General features: G+C 70.2%; 12 protein-coding genes. 9 read left to right on the forward strand and 3 right to left on the reverse strand.

Annotation, left to right across the window (positions count from 1 at the left end):
* Window positions 1-183: 183 nt before the first annotated feature.
* The gene (locus tag HNQ52_RS11060) at window positions 184-2,031 is read left to right on the forward strand and encodes a hypothetical protein (RefSeq protein ID WP_183961225.1); all 1,848 of its coding nucleotides are present in this window, start codon (window positions 184-186) and stop codon (window positions 2,029-2,031) included.
* Between the two features lie 62 nt (window positions 2,032-2,093).
* Window positions 2,094-6,530 (forward strand): beta strand repeat-containing protein, encoded by a 4,437-nt coding sequence (locus HNQ52_RS11065; RefSeq protein WP_183961226.1) that lies wholly within the window; start codon window positions 2,094-2,096, stop codon window positions 6,528-6,530.
* A gap of 382 nt (window positions 6,531-6,912) precedes the next feature.
* Here HNQ52_RS11065 and HNQ52_RS11070 read toward each other — a convergent pair whose 3' ends face one another.
* Both HNQ52_RS11070 and HNQ52_RS11075 read right to left on the reverse strand, forming a co-directional pair.
* Window positions 6,913-7,344 (reverse strand): DNA polymerase III subunit chi, encoded by a 432-nt coding sequence (locus tag HNQ52_RS11070; protein WP_183961228.1) that lies wholly within the window; start codon window positions 7,342-7,344, stop codon window positions 6,913-6,915.
* A 98-nt stretch (window positions 7,345-7,442) separates the two neighbouring features.
* Window positions 7,443-8,915: a leucyl aminopeptidase gene (locus HNQ52_RS11075; RefSeq protein ID WP_183961230.1), complete on the reverse strand. Its 1,473-nt coding sequence runs from the start codon at window positions 8,913-8,915 to the stop codon at window positions 7,443-7,445.
* 178 nt (window positions 8,916-9,093) lie between these two features.
* On the opposite strand from HNQ52_RS11075, the gene lptF reads away from it, so the two are divergent.
* Both lptF and lptG read left to right on the forward strand, forming a co-directional pair.
* Window positions 9,094-10,194, forward strand: a complete 1,101-nt coding sequence (lptF, locus tag HNQ52_RS11080; protein ID WP_343059332.1) for an LPS export ABC transporter permease LptF — start codon at window positions 9,094-9,096, stop codon at window positions 10,192-10,194.
* Window positions 10,191-11,306: an LPS export ABC transporter permease LptG gene (lptG, locus tag HNQ52_RS11085; RefSeq protein ID WP_246387795.1), complete on the forward strand. Its 1,116-nt coding sequence runs from the start codon at window positions 10,191-10,193 to the stop codon at window positions 11,304-11,306. Before lptF ends, lptG begins: the two co-directional genes overlap by 4 nt.
* A gap of 247 nt (window positions 11,307-11,553) precedes the next feature.
* On the opposite strand, the gene HNQ52_RS11090 is transcribed toward lptG, so the two are convergent.
* Window positions 11,554-12,060, reverse strand: coding sequence for an RDD family protein (locus HNQ52_RS11090; protein WP_183961233.1), 507 nt, complete (start codon window positions 12,058-12,060; stop codon window positions 11,554-11,556).
* A 35-nt stretch (window positions 12,061-12,095) separates the two neighbouring features.
* Between HNQ52_RS11090 and xerD the strand changes: the two genes are divergently transcribed.
* The 5 genes from xerD to HNQ52_RS11115 all read left to right on the forward strand — a co-directional run bounded on the left by xerD (window position 12,096) and on the right by HNQ52_RS11115 (window position 19,469).
* Complete coding sequence (xerD, locus tag HNQ52_RS11095; RefSeq protein WP_183961235.1) at window positions 12,096-13,049, forward strand: site-specific tyrosine recombinase XerD; 954 nt, start codon at window positions 12,096-12,098, stop codon at window positions 13,047-13,049.
* A 96-nt stretch (window positions 13,050-13,145) separates the two neighbouring features.
* Window positions 13,146-13,880 (forward strand): DsbC family protein, encoded by a 735-nt coding sequence (locus HNQ52_RS11100; protein WP_183961236.1) that lies wholly within the window; start codon window positions 13,146-13,148, stop codon window positions 13,878-13,880.
* Between the two features lie 174 nt (window positions 13,881-14,054).
* Complete coding sequence (locus HNQ52_RS11105; protein WP_183961238.1) at window positions 14,055-14,771, forward strand: DsbC family protein; 717 nt, start codon at window positions 14,055-14,057, stop codon at window positions 14,769-14,771.
* Between the two features lie 120 nt (window positions 14,772-14,891).
* A complete protein-coding gene (purL, locus tag HNQ52_RS11110; RefSeq protein WP_183961240.1) occupies window positions 14,892-18,782 on the forward strand; it encodes a phosphoribosylformylglycinamidine synthase in 3,891 nt (1,296 codons plus the stop codon).
* 15 nt (window positions 18,783-18,797) lie between these two features.
* Window positions 18,798-19,469, forward strand: a complete 672-nt coding sequence (locus tag HNQ52_RS11115; protein WP_183961242.1) for an exosortase H-associated membrane protein — start codon at window positions 18,798-18,800, stop codon at window positions 19,467-19,469.
* Window positions 19,470-19,484 lie beyond the last annotated feature (15 nt).

Genomic DNA, 19,484 nt, shown 5'->3' on the forward strand with positions numbered 1-19,484 from the left:
CGAGGGGGCGTGCATTGTACGCAGGTGCGTTGGCGGAACGAAAAAATGTGCAACACGTACGGAAAATCGCCGACACAGGGCGCTAGACTCCGGGCAGGAGGCGTGCGGCGGGCTTGTCGCGTGCAGGGGATTCATGCGATCGCGCGCAGCGGTCGCGACCTGGGGAATTCGATGATGTCGACCATGTGTCGTTTGGGGATTGCGGCTGCGCTGTCCTTTTCGCCGTTTGCGCTCGCGCAGACCTGTCCGATTCCGCCGCCGTTGCCGGCCTGCCTTGCGCTGGCCGTGGGCGAAGTCAGCGTGCAGACGCTGCAGCCGGGGCAGGTGCTGTGCGTGGAGCCCGGCGCCGCGCAGCAGGAGTTCACCGTGGTGCCCGCGAACTACGCGCCCGCGGCGGACGTGATTCCGACCTTCCTCGCGGCCGACGTGGTGGCCGTGACCGGCCCGCCGACGCCGCGACCGCTGGCCCCCGGCAAGGCGCTTGCGTCGCTGGCCGTACCGGACGCCGGCGTTGATGCCGATGCCGTGCAACCCGGCGCCGCGCTGCGCGACGAGGCGGCGGAACTGCTTGCCACCAGACCGCGCGAGGAATTGCTGGTGCGGCCCGATCGTCGCGGGAAAGTCCTGCCGTCGACGCTGCAGGTCGACGATGTCTTCGATATCCAGGTCGCGCCGGGCTGCAGCGGAGCGCTGGATCTGCGCAAGGCGCGTGTCGAAGCCGTGTCGCCCGTCGGTGCCACACGCCGGCTCTACATCGCGCAGGAGGTGATCGACGATGAAGGAACCTGGGTGCCGGCGGTGCCCGGTGGCTTCACCCGCGCCGACTTCGAATCCATCCGTGCGGCGTACGAGGAACCGTTCACCGATCCCGCGCCGACGTACCCCATCGTCGGCGGAGGTTCACCCACCTCGATCGGCGCGTCCGGCGCGCGCGACGTGCTGGTGAACAACTTCGGACAGCTCACCGACGTCGACGGCAACGGCGGCACCGTGGTGTTCTTCACCCGGCGACTGAACGAGGCAGTGCCGCCTGCGTCCAGCGGCGTGATTTTCTCGCGCTTCGAGGCGCGGGATTTTTTCTCGTCGGCGCCGGGCTCGTGTCCGCGCAGCAACGAGGGCGAGATCATCTACATGGCGGTGCCGGACCCCACCGGCCTGGTCAATTCGAACGTGCGCACGGTGTCGTTCATCGTCGGCAACGTGGTCCGCGCGATGGCGCACCAGATGACGCGTCTGACCAATGCCGGCCGGCGCATCTACGAGACCGGCGCCGCGCTCGAGGAGCCCTGGCTCGACGAGACGCTGGGCTGGATGTCGAGCGAGCTGCTGTTCTACCGCACCTCGGTCGGTCTGGTGCCGCGCGGCAACATCAACCTCACGGCGTTGACGACGGGGCCGAACGCGTCGCGCCGCGTGGCGGCGTTCAACGGATACGCGAACCAGGCGTTCACCGCCTTGCGCATGTACTACCTGGCGACCGCGAGTGGCTGGTACCCGGGCCGCTTCAACGTGCTGCATCCCAACCCGCCAAACGCGCCGGCGTTCGAGACCGAAAACGAGCGGATTTCGTATTACTACGGCGTTGCGGCGATGTTCCTGCGCTACGCGCTGGACCGGCGCAACGGCGACGACAGCGTGGCGTTGCGTGCGCTGGTGGAGTCCGACGAGACGGGGCTTGCGAATCTCGAAAGCCTGTTCGGTGCGGACATGCGCGACTGGATGCGCGACTTCGCCGCCGCGATGTACGCCGACGACAATGCCTTTGCCGTGACCGCGCCCTACCGGACCGCGAGCTGGAACTACCGTTCGGTGTACGGCGGCCTCGGCGGATTCCCGTTGTCGGCGGCGCAGCTCACGGATGGAGTGCCGTACACGCCGACCTACCTGCATCGCAACGGCGGCATCCGCTGGCTGCGCTTCGGCGTGGACGCCGGCACGCCCGGCGTCGATCCGACCGCGACGTTCGAATATTCGGTCGGTCCCGGGGCGCCGATCACGCCTCTGCGGGTTGCCGTGGTGCGGACGAAATGACCGCCATGACCAGCCTTCGACGACAGCACACCGTCCGCGGCGCGGACGAGCAGGGGACACGCATGCAAGCCACCGATCACAGCGGCGCCGGCCTTCGCGGCGGCCACCGCAGCAGGACGGCGCGGCGCTGGCTGCTGGGTCTGGCACTGGGCGGCACGCTGCTGGCGCCGGCCGCGCAGGCGCAGCTGGTCGATCCGATCGGATTCGAGACCTGCCCCTCGGGCGCGGCGCTCGACGCGATCGCCTGTGCCGGCGTGGCAACGCTGAGCACGCCCGGCGGTCCGCCCGTGGCGGTCGCCTTCGACGGGCGCTTCGGCAGCAGCGGCAGCGTCGGCCTGTTTTCCGACAGCGGCCCGGTGACGATCGAATTTTCGCCGACCGTCTCGGACGTGCGGATCGACGTGCTGGAGGCCGGCGCGGGCGCCACGGTCGAGGCCTTCGCTGCCGGCGGCGCATCGCTCGGCAGCGTTCCCGCCGGTGCGGCGGCGCAGATCGTCGCGGCGGGCATCGCACGCATCGTCATCACCGATCCGGACGGCGAATTTGCCCTCGACCAGTTGCAGACGGCGCCGGAAGGCGCGGTTGCGGGATGTCCGGTGTACCAGGACGGCTGCGCGGTGGACGTGTGCACGGTGCCGTTCCGCGTCGGCGGCGATGTCGTCGGCCTCGATGCCGGCGAGACGATCGTGCTGCAGCTCAACGGCGCCGACGATCTGGCGGTGAGCGCCGACGGCGCCTTCCAGTTCGCGACGATCCTCGGGCACGACAGCCCCTACGACGTCACCATCGCGACCCAGCCGGCCGGCGAAGTCTGCACCGTGGCTCGCGGCAGCGGGATCATCGACGACGCCGACATCGACGACGTGCTGGTCGCGTGCGGTCCGCTGCGCAGCATCGGCGGCACGGTGTCGGGCCTTGCGGCAGGCGCCAGCGTGACGCTGCAGAACAACGGCGGCGACGATCTCGTGGTGTCCGCCAACGGCAGCTTCGCGTTCGCGAACGGCATCCCGGACGGTTTCACCTACGACGCCACCGTGCTGGTGCAGCCGACGATGCCGACGCAGGTCTGCTCGATCGCCAACGGCAGCGGCACGGCGACGGCCGACGTGACCTCGATCGCGGTGCAGTGCGTGACGCAGACCTTCGCCGTGGGCGGCACGGTCAGCGGCCTGGCGCCCGGCAACAGCGTGACGCTGGCCAACAACGGCGGCGACACGCTGGTGGTGAATGCGGACGGTGGATTCACCTTCGCGACGCCGGTGCCCGATCTGGGCGCGTACAACGTGACGGTGCAGGCGCAGCCGACATCGCCGAACCAGGTCTGCACCGTGTCCGGCGGCAGCGGCACGATCATGGGGGCGCCTGCATCCGTGGCCGTGACGTGCGTGACGCAGACGTACACGATCGGCGGCAGCGTGTCGGGCCTGGCGGCGGGCAACAGCGTGCAGCTGCTCGTCAACGGCGGCGATGCGCTGACCGTGCCGGCCAACGGCGCCTTCACCTTCGCGACGCCGCTCGACGACGGCAGCGCATACGCGGTGACGGTGTCGGTGCAGCCGACCGATCCGGACCAGACCTGCAGCGTGACCGGCGGCAGCGGCACGCTGGCGGGCGCCAATGTCACCTCGATCGGCGTGAGCTGCGTGACGCAGACGCATGCCGTGGGCGGCACGGTGTCGGGCCTTGTGCCGGGCAATAGCGTGACCCTGGTCAACAACGGTGGCGATGCGCTTGTGGTGCCGGCCAACGGCAGCTTCACCTTCGCCACGCCCGTGGCGGACGGCGACGCGTATCTGGTGGCCGTGTCGGTGCAGCCGACCTCGCCGAACCAGGTCTGCAGCGTGGCCAACGGCGGCGGCACGATCGACGGCGCGACCGTCACGACTGTCGCCGTCAGCTGTGTCACCGACACGCACACGGTCGGCGGCAACGTCGCCGGCCTCGCGCCCGGCAACAGCGTGACGCTCGCGATCAACGGCGGCGAAACGGTGGCGGTGCCGGCCGACGGCAGCTTCGTCTTCCCCACCGCGCTCGACGATGGCAGCAGCTACGCCGTCACCGTGTCGATCCAGCCGACCGATCCCGACCAGACCTGCACGGTCGGTGCCGGCAGCGGCACGTTGAACGGTGCCGACATCACGAACATTGCCGTGAGCTGCAGCACCGACACGTACACGGTCGGCGGCACGGTCTCGGGCCTTGCGCCGGGCAACAGCGTGACGCTTGCCAACAGCGGCGGCGATGCGCTCACGGTCTCGGCCAACGGCGCGTTCGCGTTCGCCACCTCGGTCGAGGACGAAGGCGCCTACCTGGTCACGGTCACCACGCAGCCGACCACCCCGAACCAGACCTGCACCGTTGCCAACGGCAGCGGCACGGTCGATGGCGCGGACATCACGTCGGTGACGGTGACCTGCGTGACGCAGACCTACACGATCGGCGGCACGGTCGGTGGCCTGGCGCCGGGCAACAGCGTCACGCTGACCAACAACGGCGGCGACGCGCTGGTCGTGTCCGCCGACGGCGTGTTTACCTTCGCCACCGCGCTCGACGACGGCAGCGGCTACGCCGTGGTCGTGTCGGCGCAGCCGACCGACCCGGACCAGACCTGCACGGTCGGTGCCGGCAGCGGCACGTTGAACGGTGCGAACGTCACGAACATCGCCGTGACCTGCAGCACCGACACGTACGCGATCGGCGGTTCGGTGTCGGGTCTTACGCCGGGCAACAGCGTGACGCTTGCCAACAACGGCGGCGATGCGCTCGTGGTCTCGTCGAACGGCACGTTCGTCTTCGCGACGCCGCTCGCCGACGGTTCGCTTTACGCCGTCACCGTGAGCACGCAGCCCACCTCGCCGAACCAGACCTGCACGGTCGCCAGCGGCAGCGGCAGCGGCACGGTCGGCGGCGCGGACATCACGTCTGTGACGGTGACCTGCGTGACGGAGACGTACACCGTCGGCGGCACCGTGAGCGGCCTTGCCGCGGGCACGAGCGTGACGCTGACCAACAACGGCGGCGATGCGCTCGTCGTGACCGCCGACGGCGTCTTCACCTTCGCCACCGCGCTCGACGACGGCAGCAGCTATGCCGTGGCGGTGTCGGTGCAGCCGACCTCGCCGGACCAGACCTGCAGCGTCACGGCCGGCAGCGGCACGCTCGCCGGTGCCGGTGTCGACAACGTGCTCGTCAGCTGCGCGACGCAGACGTACACGGTCGGCGGCACGGTGAGCGGCCTGGCGGCGGGCAACAGCGTCACCCTGACCAACAACGGCGGCGATGCGCTGGTCGTCGGCGCGGACGGCAGCTTCACCTTCGCGAGCGCGCTTGCCGACGGCAGCGCCTACGCCGTCGCGGTGTCGGTGCAGCCGACGTCGCCGAACCAGGTCTGCAGCGTGGCCGGCGGCAGCGGCAACCTCGCCGGTGCGGACGTGACCACGGTGTCCGTCACCTGCGAAACGGAGCAGTACACCGTCGGCGGCAGCGTGAGCGGCCTCGACGCAGGCAACAGCGTGACCCTGACGAACAACGGCGGCGACATGCTGATGCTCTCGGCCGACGGTGCCTTCACCTTCGCCACGGCGCTCGACGACGGCAGTGCGTACTCGGTCGCCGTGTCGGCGCAGCCGGACGGCCAGAGCTGCAGCGTGGCCGCGGGCAGCGGCACGCTCGCCGGTGCGGACGTGACGACGGTGCTGGTCGACTGCGCGGCGAACACGTTCACCGTCACGCCGTCGGCCGGCGCGGGCGGCACGCTCGATCCGGGCACGCCGCAGACCGTCGCCGAAGGCGACACCGCCACGTTCGACGTGCTGGCCGACACCGGCTACGACATCGCGGGCATGACCGGCTGCGACGGCAACCTCGTCGGCACGCAGTACGTCACCGGCGCGATCGATGCCGATTGCACCGTGCAGGCGACGTTCGTGAAACGCACCATCACCGGCACCACGCCGGCCGGGCCGGCGACGGCGTCGGTGGGTGGCGACTGGGTCTTCGCCGAGACCGGCAACGGGCCGATGCAAAGCGCGGGCTTCATCCCGGCCAGCGGCCATCCCAAGAGCCCGGCGACGCTGCCGGCCGATGTCGTGTTCCCGACCGGACTGATCGATTTCGTGCTGGTGGAAGGGCAGGCCGGCACGACGGCATCGGTGCAGATCGTGTTCGCGCAGGCGGTGCCGGCGGGCGCGCAGTTCCAGGTGTACGGGCCGAGCGCCGGGAACCCCACACCGCACTGGCAGGTGCTGCCGGTGACGGTGGCGGGCAATGTCGTCACGCTGCAGCCCACCGACGGCAGCAACGGCGACGGCGACGTGTCGGCGAACGCGGTGATTCCGCTCGTCGGTGGATTCGCGGTGGCGCAGGGCGTGGTGGATCCGCCGCCGGCCAGTGCGCCGGCGGTCATTCCGGCCACGTCGACGTGGGCGCTTCTGGGGCTGGCGTTGATGCTGGGACTGCTCGGGCTCGGCGGCGTGCGCGCCGCGGGTTCGCGCGATTGACGATGCGGTATGGCGGGCGCTTCCGGCGCCCGCCACACACTTCGCACACTTCGCACACTTCGCACACAGCGGCACAAGGCGCCACGAAGCCTCCCGCCCGTCGTCCCGGCGTTCGCCGGGACGACGGTGTGGGTGGTGCGTTCGCGACGACGGGTCTGCTGGCTCCGATGTCGAGAAAGCCACATCGCCGTCGATACCGCGCCGGGTGATGCCACTGTTTCCCGTCTGCCAACACCGCTGCGCGATGACGCGGCCTCCCGGCGATCTTCTCTAGGACGCGAATGCGCGCATGCGTCGCCGGCATGCATCGAAACGTCCTTCTCCCGCGCAGCGGGGGAAGGTGGCGGCAGCCGGAAGGGGGCGCTCTTCGCTCCCCGGCACGCTACATATCGATCTTCTTCAGCTCGAACCCACGCGCCTGGTAATCGCGCCACCGCGCCCGCAGCGGTTCGCGCGCCGACGGATCGGCGGGCACCACCTCCAGCACCCGCTCGCAGGTGCCGCGGAACGGCGCATCGCGCAGGTTGATGACCAGCGGCCGATCCGGCACGTCGAACTCCGGCGAGGCGATGACGATCGGCGTGATCTCGTCGTCGTCATCTTCCTGCTGGCCCGCGATCTGGTGCGGCAGGTAGGCGTCCTCGTCGAAGTCCCACAGGCGCTCGTCCAGCGCCTCGGCCTGCATCGCATCGCGCGCGAGGATCAGCACCGGCTGGCCGGTCTCGTACGCCTTGCGTGCAAGTTCGCAGACCAGCAACAGCGGATCGTCGGCGAAACGCGGCTTGGCGATGAGGTAGAAATCGGCGCGGGGCATGGGAGGGGGCGTGATTGGCGATTCGAGATTCGTGATTCGTCAGAGCCGTTTCGGCGCGGCGGCGCGGCTTTTTCGAATCTCCTATCCCGAATCCCGAATCACGTGCGATCCATCAACCACTGCGTCAGCAGCGGCACCGGACGCCCGGTGGCAAGACCCTTGCGGCCCTCGTCCCATGCCGTGCCGGCGATGTCGAGGTGGGCCCAGCGCTGGCCGTCGGTGAAGCGTGCGAGGAAGCAGCCGGCGGTGATCGCGCCGGCCCACTTGCCGCCGATGTTGGCCATGTCGGCCGAGCCCGAATCGAGCATCGGCTGGTAGTCGTCCCACAGCGGCAGGCGCCAGGCGCGATCGTGCGTGGCGAGGCCTGCGGCAAGCAGTTCGTCGGCGAGGTCGTCGTGCTTGCTCATGAGGCCGTGCGCGTGTTTGCCGAGCGCCACAACGCAGGCGCCGGTGAGCGTGGCGACGTCGATCAGCGTGGCCGGATTCAGCCGCTGCGCGTAGGTCAGCGCATCGCACAGGATGAGCCGGCCTTCGGCGTCGGTGTTGAGCACTTCGATGGTCTGGCCGCTCATCGAGGTGAGCACGTCGCTCGGACGGTAGGCGTTGCCGTCGGGCATGTTTTCCACGGCCGCGACGACCGCCGCCAGATTGATCGGCAGCGCGAGCTTGACCGCGCTCAGAAAGCTGCCGAGCACGGTGGCGGCACCGCACATGTCGAACTTCATCTCCTCCATGCCCGCGCCGGGCTTGAGCGAGAGGCCGCCCGAATCGAAGGTGATGCCCTTGCCGACCAGCACGTGCGGCTTCGCGTCGCCCGCGCCGGTGTAGCGCAGCACGATGAGCTTGGGCGGATTCGCGCTGCCCTGGGCCACGCCGAGCAGCGAGCCCATGCCGAGCGTTTCCATGTCGGCGCGTTCGAGCACCTCGCAGGTGACGCTGGCGGCGTGCTCGCGCGCGAGCTGCATCGACTGCGCGGCAAGATAGGCCGGATTGCAGATGTTCGGCGGCAGGTTGCCGAGCTCGCGCGCGAAGCGCACGCCGGCGGCGATGCCGTCGGCCACGCGCAGCGCGTCGGCGCTGGCGTCGTCGCCGACGAGCGTGAGCCGTTCGAGCCGCGCGCCGTTGCCGGCCTTGCGCGTGGCGGTGTAGGTGTAGGACACGTGAAACGCGGCAAGTGCGGCCTGGCGCAGCTTCCACGCATCGTCGCGACCCGATACCGCAAGCTCCGGCAGGGTGGTGTGCACGTGCTTGACCGGTCCGCCCTTGAGCGAGCGCAGCGATTCGCTGCAGGCCTTGAGGTAGCGGCCGGTGTCGAGCTTGCCGGCTTCGCCCACGCCCACTGCGAGCACGCGCGGCGCCGCGACGCCGTCGAGCGCGTGCAGCAGCGCGACGCGACCGGGCTTGCCGGAAATGTCGCCGCTCTCCACGAGCCGCGCGAGTTTGCCGCCGGACGCCGCATCGATGTCGGCGGCTGCCGGCGACAGGCCCGTGTCCTCGAACACGGCGACGACGATCGCATCGGCGCTCACCTCGGCGGGCCGGGTGCGCAGCAGGCTCAGATTCAGGCTCATGGGTTTCCTGGAACGGGACGGACGGGCGATACTGGCGGGCGCCGCTCGTTCGCATCGACAGCGATGCCAAGCGGCGGCGGAACAAGAAGGTCCGGATTCTAGTGTCACGTCGGCGAAATTCCCAACGCCGCCGATCGCGCCGCACCGGACCGCAAGACCGTTCACTCACCGGCCAGCCGTGCACGACTCCTCCTTCCTTCCCCGCATCGACCGCTATCTGCTGCGCGAGTTGATCGGCGCGTTCTTCGCCTCGACCGTGGTGCTGGTGCTGGTGAGCACCAGTGGCCTGGTCACGGACATTCTCGGCAAGATCGTGCGCGGCAAGCTGCCGGCGGCGCTGCTGTTCTCGCAGCTCGGCCTGCGGTCGCTGGAACTGCTGCCGGTGCTGCTGCCGCTGGCGCTGTTCATCGGCGTGCTGCTGGCGTACGGGCGGCTCTATCGCGACAGCGAAATGGCGGTGCTGGCGTCCGCCGGCCTCGGCACGAAGCGGCTCGCGCGGCCGCTGCTGATGCTGGCCATTCCGGTGGCGGTCGCCGTGGGCATGACCTCGCTGTGGCTTGCGCCCGCGGCGCTGCGCACCTCCAAGGCGATGGTGGACGCGGCCAACAAGTCGCTGCTGGTCGCAGGGCTCGAGCCCGGGCGGTTCGTGCAGATCCCGGGGCGCGACAGCATCGTGTACATGGCCGAGATGGATCCGGACGGCAGCAGGTTCCGCCGCATGTTCGTGCAGACCGAACGCGACGGTCGCATCGACGTCGTCACCGCGCGCAGCGGCGAGTTGTATCAGGAAAGCGAGGGCGACGAACGCTATCTCAGCCTGTCGCAGGGCTTCCGCGTCGAAGGCGAACTGGGCAAGGACGCATTCCGCATCATGCGTTTCGAGCGCAACGATATCCGCGTGCCCGACAGCGAACCCACCGACGGCGGCCGCAGCGAGGAGCGCAACACCACGCCGGAACTGTTCCGCAGCAACGAGCCGATCGCACGCGCCGAATTCCACTGGCGCATCGGCACGCCGCTGGCCACCGCCATCCTGGCGCTGCTGGCCCTGCCGCTGTCGCGCACCCAGCCGCGCGCGGCGCGCTACGGCCGCATCCTGCTCGCGCTGGTGAGCTACATCGTCTACCTCAACCTGCTCTCGCTCGGGCGTGCATGGCTGGCGGACGGCTCGCTGCCGGGCTGGCTCGGACTGTGGTGGGTGCACGGTCCGGCGCTGGGCGCGGCGCTGTGGATGCTGTGGCGCGACGAACGCCTGCCGCGTCCACGGAGTGCGGCATGATCCCGGCACGGCCGAGCGACATGCTGCCGCGCCTGAGCGACCGGCTGATCGCGCGCAACGTGCTCGGCGCGCTGCTGCTGGTGTGGGGCACGCTGCTCGCGTTCGACCTCATCGGCGGTTTCATCGAGGAAGTCGACGAGATCGGGCAGGGCAACTACGACGCGCTCACCGCGTTTTTCTACATCGCCTACCAGATCCCGCGCCGCGCCTACACGCTGTTTCCGACGTCCGCGATGATCGGCTGCCTGCTCGGCATGGGCGCGCTCGCGGCCACGTCCGAGCTCACGGCGCTGCGCTCGGCCGGGCTCTCGCGGCTGCGCATCTGCCTGTCCGCGGTGGCCGTGGTGGGCACGCTGACGCTGGCGATGGTGGTCGTGGGCGAGACGATCGGACCGCTCGGCGATCAGCGTTCCCAGGCGCTGGAAGTCGCGGCCAAGTCGAATGACGTGGCGGTCGCCGGGGGATCGGGAGTCTGGGCGCGCGAAGGCGACACCTTCCTCAACGCGCACCGCGGCCGCAGCGTGGGCATCGGCGCGGAAGCGACAATCGAACTGGACGATGTGCGGCTCTACGAATTCGACGGCGACGGCCGCCTGCTCTCGATCGCCGTGGCCGCGCGCGCCCAGCACAGCGGCGGCGCGTGGACGCTGTTCGACGTGCGGCGCTCGTTCTTCCGCGAGAATTCGGTGGAAAGCAGCACCGTCGCGCAGGAGCGCTGGGATTCGGCGCTCAATCCCGACGTGCTGAGCCTGGGCGTGACGCGGCCGCGTTACCTGAGCACGGCCGATCTCAACGAGAGCCTGGCGTACCTGCAGCGCAATGGCCTGGACATCGGCGCGTTCGAGAACGCGTACTGGTCGCGCTGGTTCTACCCGGTGAACGCGCTGGTGCTGTGCCTGGCGGTGCTGCCGTTCGCATTCGGCACGCTGCGGTCCGGTGGCCTCGGCAAGCGGCTGTTCCTGGGCATCGTGTTCGGGCTGGGCTACTTCATGCTGCAGACCCTGACGGTGAACATGGCCGAGGTGTTCCGCTTCGACCTGCGCCTGGGCAACGCCTTGCCGCCGCTGCTCGTGGCGCTGGGATGCTGGCTGTATTTCCGCAAGCGGGTGTAGTCGACAACGTTCGCTGACGTTGCCCGCCGCCCGCCGCGCCCGCCGCCCTCCGCCACAAGAACGCGCCGCCGTTCCTTCTCCCGCGCAGCGGGGGAAGGTGCCCGAAGGGCGGAAGGGGGTGCGAGCGCAGCGAGCGTCTTCGCAACTCCCGCCTCCGAAACGACCGGCAAGTGCGCCCCCTTCCGCCCTCTGGGCACCTTCCCCCGCTGCGCGGGAGAAGGGACCAGCGCGAGGCGCGGGAGGCGTGTCAGTTCGCCGACGATTCCAGCGTGCTGGTCGGCGGCTTCTGCGGCTTCGGCAGCCGCACCGTCACGGTGCCGGAAGCGAGGTCATGCCACGTGCGCCGCTCGCCATCGACGAGCGACCACAGATAGCCGAGCCCGCATGCGGCGATCGACATACCCGCAACCACGTAACGCAATACCAGCGCCGACCACGCCGGCACGCCGCCATCGGCGCGCAGCACGCGCAGTCGCCACGCGCGCATGCCGAGCGTCTGTCCGCCGCGTCGCCAGCTCAGGCCGAAGTAGCCGAAGCCCGCCGCCAGCATCAGCAACAATTCGAGCCACGCGCCGAGCGAGCCCGGCTGCACCGGTGTGCCGCCGCGCAGCAGCAGCGTCAATGCCGCGGTGGCGAAAAAAATGCCGAGCAGCGGCAGCAGGTCGTAGACCATCGCGAACAGGCGCCACTGCAGGGCGGCCGGATGGGCGGCGACGGCGTGCGCGTGCGCGGCGGCGGGCGAGGGCGGGTTCATGCGGCGCGCAGTCTAGCAGCGGGTAGACTGCACCCATGCCCGCCATGTCCGTCACCGAACGCCGCCTGCGCGCGCGCGCCGCGCCCGCGGCGCCGGACGACGAAACGGCGCTGATCGGCGAATTCCTCGAACGCGCATGGGCCGAACACGGGCTCGCGCGCCAGACCCAGGACAGCTACCGGCGCGATCTCGACGGCTTCGCGCGCTGGCTCGCGCCGCGCGGCGCGGCCCTGCTGCGTGCCGACCGCGCCACCGTCTTCGACTACCTCGCCGACCGCACCGGCCACGGCTACAACGCACGCAGCAACGCGCGGCTGCTGTCGACGCTGCGCCGCTTCTACGCGCAGATGGTGCGGCTCGGCCGCATCGGCGCCGATCCGACCGCCTTGCTGCAGAGTCCCAAACTCGGGCGCGGCCTGCCGAAGGCGCTGTCGGAGAGCGATGTCGAGTCGCTGCTGCGCGCGCCGGACATCGATACCGTTCTGGGCCTGCGCGACCGCGCCATGCTCGAGTTGATGTATGGCGCCGGCCTGCGCGTGAGCGAACTGGTGAGTCTCGAAACGCTGCAGTTGAACCTGCGCCAGGGCGTGCTGCGCGTGCTCGGCAAGGGCGCGAAGGAACGTCTGGTGCCGATCGGCGACGAGGCCCAGCACTGGCTGCAGCGGTATCTGGCCGAGGCGCGCCCGGCCCTGGCCGGTACGCGACCACGCGCGCCGCTGTTCCTGTCGCGTCGCGGCGCCGCGCTGAGCAGGCAGACGTTCTGGCACGGCATCAAGCGCCTCGCGCTGCGCGCCGGCATCGATGCGGCGCGGGTCACGCCGCACGGACTGCGCCACTCGTTCGCCACCCATTTGCTCAACCACGGCGCCGACCTGCGCGCGCTGCAGCTGCTGCTCGGCCACAGCAGCCTGTCGACCACGCAGATCTACACGCTGGTCGCGAAGGAAGGCCTCAAGCGCCTGCACCAGGCGCACCATCCGCGCGGCTGACGCGCGTCGCGGCGCCGTTCGTCGCCCGCCATGAACTTTGCCTGTACGGCCGTGTCCGAGCCTCGCCGCCATCGTGGCGACGCTCCGGAGAATGCAATGCGGTACGCAATTGTGGTGGGAGGCTGGCTGGTGGCAGGCACGGTGGTCGCGGCGTCGGTCGACGAACCCGCAGTGCGCGCGGCCGTGGCGCGGCTTGCGCCGGATGCGACCGTGGACTCGGTGGCGGACACGCCGGTGCCGGGCTTCGCGCAGGCGGTGGTGGACGGGCAGGTGGTCTACGTGAGCCGCGACGGGACGTATCTGCTCGAAGGCAATCTCGTCGACACCCGCACGCGCGCCAACCTCACCGAAGCCGCGCGCACCGACGTGCGCAAGGCGGCCTTCGACAGGATCGGACCCGAGCAGCGCATCGCGTTCGAGCCCGATCCCGCGACCGGCAAGACGCAGCGCCGCGTCACCGTCTACACCGACTTCGACTGCGGCGTGTGCCGCCGGCTGCACGACCAGATCGCCGAATACAACGCGCTCGGGATCGCGGTCGATTATCTGTTCTATCCGCGCTCGGGCATCGGTTCGCCGTCGTACGACAAGGCGGTGTCGGTGTGGTGCGCGGCGGATCGCAAGTCGGCGCTCACCGAGGCGATGCGCGGCGCGGTGCCGAGCCCGTTGCAGTGCGACAACCCGGTGGACGAGCAGTACGCGGCGGGTGCGCGCATGCGCTTCTCCGGCACGCCGGCGCTGTACGCGGACGACGGCAGCTACCTGGGCGGCTACCTGGCGCCCGCGCAGCTGCGTGTGAGGCTCGACCAGATCGCTTCGACCGACCCCTGACGCCTTCCGCGGCCCGCCGAGCGGAGCGCGGCAGTCCCGGGACGCCCGCGTGAGGGGTGGGTGCCGTCCGCTGGCCGAGCGCCGCCCACTTTCCGTATCCTAGGGAACTTCCGCCGCGCGCCGCGGTCCGTTGCAGCGCTCCGCCCTCCCTCCGTCTTGTCGCAAGGAACGTCCATGGTCCGCTTTCTGGCAGCCGCGCTATTCGGCGCACTCTCCCTGTCCGCGCATGCGGAGGACGCCAAGGTCAAGGCGGCCATCCAGTCCCTGGTGCCGGGCGCCTCCATCGACAGCATCGCCGACGCCGCGGTGCCGGGCTTCTACGAGGTGGTTGTCCAGGGCCAGATCGTCTACGTCAGCGCGGACGGCAAGTATCTGATCCAGGGCTCGATCTTCGACATCGCCAACAAGACCGACCTGACCGAGAACGCCCGTGCCGGCATCCGCAAGACCGCGCTCGCCGGGGCGCCGAAGGACCAGCGCATCGTCTACGGCGAAGGCGACGCCAAGCACACCATCACCGTGTTCACCGACATCGACTGCGGCTACTGCCGCCGCATGCACGCGCAGATGGCCGAGTACAACAAGCTCGGCATCCGGGTGGAGTACCTGTTCTTTCCGCGCGCCGGCATCGGGTCCGAATCGTTCGACAAGGCCGTCTCGGTGTGGTGCGCGGACGATCGCGCCAAGGCGCTGACCGATGCCAAGGCCGGCCAGGCGGTGGACAAGAAGGAGTGCGCCAACCCGGTCGAGAAGGACTACGCGCTCGGACAGAAGATCGCCGTGTCCGGCACGCCGGCGGTGTTCGCGCCGGACGGCACCCAGCTTGGCGGCTACCTGCCGCCGGACCAGATGCTGCAGCGCCTGGACCAGCTGGCGGCCAAGAGCCCCTGATTTCCGGCCTCCTTCGGCCACCGCGATGTATTCCGGGCCCGCCGGCCACGCCGGCGGGCCCGTTTCGTTAAAATGGCGGTCCGTTCCGCGGCACAAGCCCCCAATGATCGCCAGCTTTTCATGATCGTGCTCGAAGGCCAGCCGGCCCTGTCGCCGCACCAGCGCGATCGCCTCGAAGTCCGCCTGCGCCCGCATCTGGACGCGGTCCGCATCGTGGCCGCGCGCGAGACCTACTTCATCGATCCGGAGCCGGGCGCCACGCCGGACCGCGCCGCGCTGCTGCGCATCCTCGCGGCCGGCGACGGCATCGCCCCGGTCGCGCCCGGCACTCGCGCGGTGTTCGTGGTGCCGCGGCTGGGGACGATCTCGCCGTGGGCGAGCAAATCGACCGAAATCCTGCGCGGTGCCGGGTTGCCCGTACACCGGGTCGAGCGCGGCACGCGTTTCGATCTGGGCGGCCTGCCGCCGGATGGCTCGCCGGACGCCGACGCGGTGCTGCGCGCGCTGCACGATCCGATGACGCAGTCGGTCCTCGCCGATGCCGCCGACGCCGCGCGCCTGTTCGTCGCGCCGACGGCCGGCGAGGTGCGGCGCATCCCGCTCGCGACCCTGGCCGCGGCCAATGCGGAGCTGGGGCTGGCGCTGTCGGCGGACGAAATCGAGTATCTGGTGGAGCGCTACGGCGCGCTCGGCCGCGATCCGAGCGACGCCGAGCTCGTGATGTTCGCGCAGGCCAACTCCGAGCACTGCCGCCACAAGATCTTCAACGCCGACTGGACCATCGACGGCGAGCCGCAGCCGCAGTCGCTGTTCCGCATGATCAAGCACACCCATGCGCAGTCGCCGCAGCTCACGCTGAGCGCGTACAAGGACAATGCGGCGGTGGTGGAGGGATTTCCCGCGACACGCTTCCGGCCGGACCCGGTCACGCGCGAGTTCGCGGCCGGCGCCGCATTGCCGGGCGCGTTCGCGATCAAGGTGGAAACGCACAACCATCCGACCGCGATCGCGCCGTTTCCCGGCGCGAGCACCGGCAGCGGCGGCGAAATCCGCGACGAGGGCGCCACCGGCCGCGGCGGCAAGCCCAAGGCGGGCCTGAGCGGCTTCTCGGTCTCGCACCTGCGCATTCCGTCGTTGCCGCAGCCGTGGGAGCATGCCCGTCCGCTGAATCCGCGCATGGCGTCGGCGCTGTCGATCATGACCGACGGCCCGCTCGGCGCGGCCGCGTTCAACAACGAATTCGGCCGCCCCGCGCTCACCGGCTACTTCCGCAGCTTCGAACTCGCCACGCCCGAGGCGACCGTGATCCGCGGCTACGACAAGCCGATCATGCTCGCCGGCGGCGTCGGCGCGATCGATCCGGAGCAGGTGAAAAAGCTGTCGCTGCGCGACGGCGACGCGGTGGTGGTGCTCGGCGGCCCGGCGATGCTGATCGGGCTCGGCGGTGGCGCCGCCAGTTCGGTCGCGAGCGGGCAGAGTTCGGAAGACCTCGATTTCGCCTCGGTGCAGCGCGACAACCCCGAGATGCAGCGCCGGTGTCAGGAAGTCATCGATCGATGTTTCGCGCTCGGCGCGGACAATCCGATCCTGAGTGCGCACGATGTCGGCGCGGGCGGTCTCTCGAACGCGATTCCGGAGCTGCTGCACGATTCCGACGTCGGCGGCCGCATCGACATCACGAAGATCCCGCGCGACGACCCGTCGCTGTCGCCGATGCAGCTGTGGTGCAACGAATCGCAGGAACGTTACGTGCTTGGCATCGCGGCCGACCGCCTCGACGAATTCGCCGCGATCTGCGCGCGCGAGCGCTGCCCGTTCGCCGTCGTCGGACACGCGACGACAGAAGCGCGTCTGATCGTCGGCCACATCGTCGGCGTCGACGAATCACGAATCACGAATCACGAATCACCGCTCCATCCGATCGACATTCCGATGGATCTGCTCTTCGGCAAGGCGCCGAAGATGCACCGCGACACCGCGCACCCGGCGCCGCAGCGCTGGCCGCGCCTGGATCCCGCCGCGCTCGACCTGTACGAGGCCGGCCTGCGCGTGCTCGCGCATCCGAGCGTGGCGGCCAAGAACTTCCTCGTGACGATCGGCGATCGCAGCGTCGGTGGCCTTGTCGCGCGCGACCAGATGGTCGGGCCGTGGCAGCTGCCGCTGGCCGATTGCGCGATCACGCTCGCCGATTTCGAGGGCTGCACGGGCGAGGCGATGGCGCTCGGCGAGCGCACGCCGCTGGCGCTGCTCGATGCCGCGGCGTCCGCGCGCATGGCCGTGGGCGAGGCGATCACCAACATCGCGGCGGCGCCGATCGCATCGCTGGAAGAGATCAAGCTGTCGGCCAACTGGATGGCGGCTGCGGGCTTCGAGGGCGAGGATGCCTTGCTCTACGACGCCGTGCGTGCCGTCGGTCTCGAACTGTGCCCGGCGCTCGATATCTCGATTCCGGTGGGCAAGGACTCGCTCTCGATGCAGGCGCGCTGGCAGCACGAAGGCGCGACGCTGACCGTCGCCTCGCCCGTGTCGCTCGTCGTGACCGCGTTCGCGCGGGTCGAGGACGTGCGCACGCAGCTGACGCCGGTGCTCGATCGCGACGTGGACTCCGAGCTGTGGCTGATCGGCCTGGGTGCCGGCAAGCGGCGCCTCGGCGGCTCGATCCTCGCGCAGTGCTACGAGCGTTTCGGCGGTCCCGCGCCGGATGTCAACGAGCCTGCGCTGCTGCGCGGGCTGTTCGACCTGGTGCAGGAGGCGCGCGCCGACGAACTCGTGCTGGCCTACCACGACCGCAGCGACGGCGGTGCGTTCGCGGCCTTGTGCGAGATGGCGTTTGCCTCGCACTGCGGGCTCGAGCTGCAGCTCGACCGTTGGGGCGACAACCCGTTCAGCACGCTGTTCTGCGAGGAACTCGGTGCCGTGCTGCAGGTGGCGGTCGACGACCGCGCCGCGTTCGCCGACCTCGTCGATCGGCACGGCCTGACCCACTGCGCGCAGCGGATCGGCCGGCCCGTTCCGGTGCCGCGCGTGCGCGTGCTGTCCGGGCGCGACCAGCTCGCCGAGTGGCGCTGGCAGGATCTCTTCGATGCATGGTGGTCCACCACGCACGCGATGCAGCGGCTGCGCGACAACCCCGAGTGCGCCGACGAGGAGCGCGAGGCACGGCGCGACTTCGACGCGCCACCGGCAAGTGCGGCGCTCACCTTCGATGCGACCGACGACATCGCCGCGCCGTACATCGGCCGCGGCGCCCGCCCGCGCATCGCGATCCTGCGCGAGCAGGGCGTCAACGGGCAGATCGAAATGGCGGCGGCGTTCGACCGCGCCGGTTTCACCGCGGTCGACGTGCACATGACCGATCTCATCGACGGCCGCGCGACGCTCGCCCAATTCCGGGGCCTCGCCGCGTGCGGCGGTTTCAGCTACGGCGACGTGCTGGGCGCCGGTCGCGGCTGGGCCACGTCCATCCTCGAGCGCAGCGCCCTGCGCGCGCAGTTCGAAGCGTTCTTCGCGCGCGGCGACACGTTTGCGCTGGGAGCCTGCAACGGATGCCAGATGCTGAGCCAGCTCAAGCCGCTGATTCCCGGGGCCGAGCACTGGCCGCGGTTCCTGCGCAACCGCAGCCAGCAGTACGAAGCCCGGCTCGCGCTGCTGCGGATCGAAGACTCGCCGTCGATCCTGCTGCGCGGCATGGTCGGCTCGCGCTTGCCGGTCGTGGTCGCGCATGGCGAAGGGCGCGCGACCTTCGACGACACCGCGCAGCAGGCCGCCGCGCACGTCGCATTCCGCTACGTCGATGCGTCCGGCGCCAGTGCCATCGCCTATCCGGCCAATCCGAACGGTTCGACCGACGCGATCGCCGGCCTGACCAGCACCGATGGCCGGGTCACGCTGCTGATGCCGCATCCCGAGCGCGTGTTCCGCAGCGTGCAGCTGTCCTGGCGCCCGCGCGAGTGGGGCGAGGACAGCCCGTGGATGCGCCTGTTCCGCAATGCGCGCGCGTGGGTGAACTGAGATGGGTGGACCGACATGACACTTTCGCCGCTGCGCCGCTTCATCCTGCAGGCCGTGCTCTGGCTGCCGCTGAGCTTTTGCCTCTGGGCGGTGTTCGCGAGCCCGGTGATCTGGCCGCCGGCCAAGATCGGCAACGCCGTGCTCACGCGCCAGCTACCCGACACGGTGACGAAGGTCGAGCAGAACAAGGCCCAGCTCGAGATCGAAACCACGTTGCGCACCGAACCCGACCCGCAGGGCCGGGTCGGCGTCATCGTGCTGCAGGCCACGCCAATGATCTATGCCTGGTGCCTGCCGCTGTTCGCGGGCCTGGTGATGGCAACGCCGCTGTCCGGCCGGCGTCGCGTGCTGCAGATCGCCATCGCGTTCCCGATCCTGTGGATCGTCGTCAGCTGGGGCGCGGTGTTCGACGTGCTCTACCTGCTACAGTTCAAGGCCGGTCCGCTCGGGGCCGCGGCACTCGCACGCAACGGCTGGTCGGAAGACGCGATCGCGCTGGGCTACCAGTTCGGCTACCTGATCCTTCCGGCGGTCACCCCGGTGGCGCTGTGGATCCTGCAGAACCAGCGCTTCCTCGAAACCCTGGTCGGCTGGCGCCGGGAACCGGACGGTGCCGGCGACGGTCCGAGTGCGGATCCCGCCGCGCCTGCGGTGCCGGCGCAAGACAGTGGAGACAGACCCGCGTGAACGCCCAGATCGCCG

Source organism: Chiayiivirga flava (assembly GCF_014202825.1).
GTDB classification, from domain to species: domain Bacteria; phylum Pseudomonadota; class Gammaproteobacteria; order Xanthomonadales; family Xanthomonadaceae; genus Chiayiivirga; species Chiayiivirga flava.